At 30.0% G+C, this 3,660-nt stretch carries 3 protein-coding genes; 1 reads left to right on the top strand and 2 read right to left on the bottom strand.

Annotation, left to right across the window (positions count from 1 at the left end; genetic code table 11):
• Positions 1-1,728, top strand: a 1,728-nt coding sequence (locus B3N22_RS01465; RefSeq protein WP_286904322.1) for a heavy metal translocating P-type ATPase, incomplete at its 5' end; no start/stop codon positions are given.
• Positions 1,729-1,806: 78 nt separating this feature from the next.
• Here B3N22_RS01465 and B3N22_RS01460 read toward each other — a convergent pair.
• Positions 1,807-2,724 carry a ketopantoate reductase family protein gene (locus B3N22_RS01460; protein WP_286904321.1) on the bottom strand — a complete coding sequence of 306 codons (918 nt, stop codon included), beginning with the start codon at positions 2,722-2,724 and terminating at the stop codon, positions 1,807-1,809.
• Between the two features lie 60 nt (positions 2,725-2,784).
• Positions 2,785-3,636, bottom strand: coding sequence for an MBL fold metallo-hydrolase (locus B3N22_RS01455; RefSeq protein ID WP_286904320.1), 852 nt, complete (start codon positions 3,634-3,636; stop codon positions 2,785-2,787).
• Positions 3,637-3,660: the final 24 nt, after the last annotated feature.

Raw genomic sequence — 3,660 nt, 5'->3', positions numbered from 1 at the left:
CTTGGAGGGGAAGTAGTTCTTCAAGCAATTAAAAATATCTTAAAAGGACAAATTTTTGATGAAAATTTTCTTATGAGTATTGCAACTATTGGCGCATTTGCTATTGGTGATTATGCTGAAGGGGTAGCTGTTATGCTATTCTATCAGATTGGAGAGTATTTTCAAGATGCAGCAGTTCGTAAATCGAAAAAATCCATAACTTCTCTTATGGATATTCGACCTGACTATGCAAATCTTAAACAAGGCGCTGATATCAAAATTGTATCTCCCGATATTATAAAAATAGGTGATACTATTGTAGTAAAACCAGGAGAAAAGATTCCTCTGGATGGAACTATATTAGACGGTGACTCTATGGTTGATACAAGTGCACTAACTGGTGAATCTGTTCCTAGAACAGTAAAACAAGGTGAATCTGTCTTAGCTGGATGCATTAATCAAAGCGGAGTACTCACCATTGAAGTTACAAAGGAATTTGGAGAATCCACAGTTGCAAAAATTATAGATCTTGTAGAAAATGCAAGTAGTAAAAAAGCTCCATCTGAAAACTTTATTACTACTTTCTCTAGATATTATACTCCAGTAGTCGTCATATTAGCTCTTCTACTTGCTCTTATACCCCCCTTGTTTATGAATGGAGCTTGGTCTGAGTGGATTAATAGAGGGCTAATTTTTTTAGTTATATCCTGTCCTTGCGCTTTAGTAATTTCTATACCTCTTGGCTTTTTCGGAGGTATAGGCGCAGCATCCAGACGAGGTATACTTGTTAAAGGCAGCAACTATCTAGAAGCTCTTAATAACATTGATACTATTGTGTTTGATAAAACTGGAACTTTAACTAAAGGAGTTTTTGTAGTAAACTCAATAAACCCCTTTGGAAATATTACTGAAGCAGATCTCCTTGCTCTTGCAGCTAAGGCAGAAGCTTTTTCAAATCATCCCATTGCTATTTCTATATTAAAAGCATTTGGTACTACTGTTTCTAAAGAGTCTATTCATGATTATGAAGAAATATCTGGTCATGGTATACGTGTAAAATCTGATGGTCTAGAAATCTTGGCTGGGAATGATAAACTAATGAAACTTAATAAAATATCCTTTGAAGAAAATACTGAAATAGGAACAAAAATATATATTTCAGTAGATAATGTATTTGTTGGATCTATAGTTATATCTGATGAAATTAAACCTGATAGCCGTGAAGCAATAACTAATTTGAAAGCTAAAGGTATACGTAAAACTGTTATGCTTACTGGAGATAATACTCAAATTGCTGAAGCTATAGCAAAAGAACTTAATATTGATGAAGTACATTCACAACTTCTTCCTGATCAAAAAGTTGAACAATTAGAGTTATTAGACAAACAAAAATCACCTAAAGGTAAGCTTGCATTTATTGGAGATGGAATTAATGATGCCCCGGTTTTGGCTAGAGCTGATATAGGAATAGCTATGGGAGGTCTTGGCTCAGATGCTGCAATAGAAGCTGCTGACGTAGTTCTAATGACAGATGAACCATCAAAACTTGTTTCTGCTATAGATATTTCTCGGATAACAAAACGCATTGTATTACAAAATATAGCATTTGCATTAGGTGTCAAAGGAATATTTTTAATATTAGGAGCATTTGGGATAGCTTCTATGTGGGAAGCTGTTTTTGCAGATGTAGGAGTATCGCTTATTGCTATAATTAATGCTATGAGAATACTTAAAATATATAAAAACTAATCAAAATATAAAACGAGGCTGATACTAGAATTTTTAAAAATAGCTATTACAGTCTCGTTAATTATATTAGATATATATTTATTCTTTATTATTTAAAATTTCTAGTAAAAGTTTTTCTAATACTAGCATTTCATCTTTAGCTACTATTGTATGCTTTGCCATAGCAAATTCAGCTATTTTGGTATTCATTACTATAGAAAAAATTGGTACTAATAAAAAAGTTGGTAAGTAGAAAAAATTTAATTTCCATGGATTAATCCTAACCCCTCTTTGTTTTAACAATTCAAATCTCTCTCTAATTGACATTATCATTACTTTTAATGTTTCAGGTGACTTTGCTAACTTATAGTTATTAGAATCAAACTTATATAAAGCTTCTCCTATTGAAACTACAACAGCAACATGAATTTTTTGCCAATCATTCATATTCCTGTTTATGCTTGGTGAAAATCCTGCCTTTCTAAAAATATGTAGTAATTTCATTAGTCTCTCTGTCTTTTCTCCACTTAGCTCTCCAAATGTAGTAGATTGGAACAGCTTTGCAATACCTTTACCAATATAATACTTTACAATTCCATTATTTCTTTCTCCTCCTGCTGATGGAAACCCTATTAATATTCTTTCATACCCCACTGAATCAATATATTTTTTATAACCACAAGGATTATTTACTATAAAAACTATGTTTAAACTTTTATTTTTAGACAATATGGGCAGTATACTATCTATTTGTGTATTTTGTACAGCAACAATAATATAATCGTATATATCGTCTTCTTTAAGCTCTTTAATAACAGAAACGCCAACTTGTTCCCTTACTCCACTAATTGCATTTTCTATAATTATACCATTTTCTTTTAGTTCCTTAAGACGATTACCCCTAGCTAACATTGTGATATCAATTCCTGAAAAAGCTAACTTGCCTCCAAATATACTACCAATAGCTCCTGAACCATATATTAATATTTTTGGTTTTTGTATAACTCCTAAACTCATATATGTCCTCCATATTATTTTCAAATTATGCTCTTTTTAGCTAATGTTGATATTTTATAGTCAGTAAGTAAAGGTTACGCCCTCATTTATTAACTCCATGACTTGTCCTGTTTTTATATTTTTTATATTGTTTCCTAAAATATTCTTTAATAACTCAAATGCTTTTACCCCTGTACAATGACATGTATAAATTTTAATATTTTTATTACGTAATCTATTTCCTAATTCAGCAATAAATCTTAAATCCTCGGTTCTCTTGTTTATTGGATTATATAAATGCAATCCACCTATTATCAGTTCAATTTTCAATCCACTTTTCTCTTCTGATTCTTGTAAAATATTTAATATTCCAGTATGTGAACATCCTGAAATTAAAATACTTTTGCTATTTTCTTTTAGTATTAAATGTTGCTCATGCTTAAATTTATCTAAAATGAACTCCTCTTTATCTTTAATCAATAGATTTCTATTACCTTTGGGAGTTAACAAACCTCCTGTAATACTGGATACTAAGATTATTTCTTCGTCCACATAGTATATTTCATCAGTTAGTATTATTCTTTTGTTTTCTTTTAATTCTTTATCTAAACCTATATAAAATTTTATATATTTTAAAAATGAAGCATAGTAATTTTCAAATCCATACTTACTAATATAAATTTGAGCTTTATCGTTATAATCTATAAATGCTTTTAACCCACCACCATGATCCTTATGCCCATGAGATATAATTACAATATCAACATCTTTAATATCAATATTTAGCTTCTTTGCATTTTTTATAAATGTATCATCCGGACCTAAATCAAATAAAATATTATGCTTATCTGTTTTTAAATGAATACATAATCCATGTTTATTTATATACTTTTTTGATACTGTTGAGTTTTCAACCAATGTAGTTATTACCATTTATTTTCCCCTCTAATTTATATA

Origin of the sequence: Clostridium sp. UBA1652 (assembly GCF_002320975.1) — a bacterium.
Taxonomy (GTDB): Bacteria; Bacillota; Clostridia; order Clostridiales; family Clostridiaceae; genus Clostridium_T; species Clostridium_T intestinale.
The sequence above is the reverse complement of the archived record's forward strand: the minus strand, read 5'-3'. Positions and strand labels throughout refer to the sequence as shown.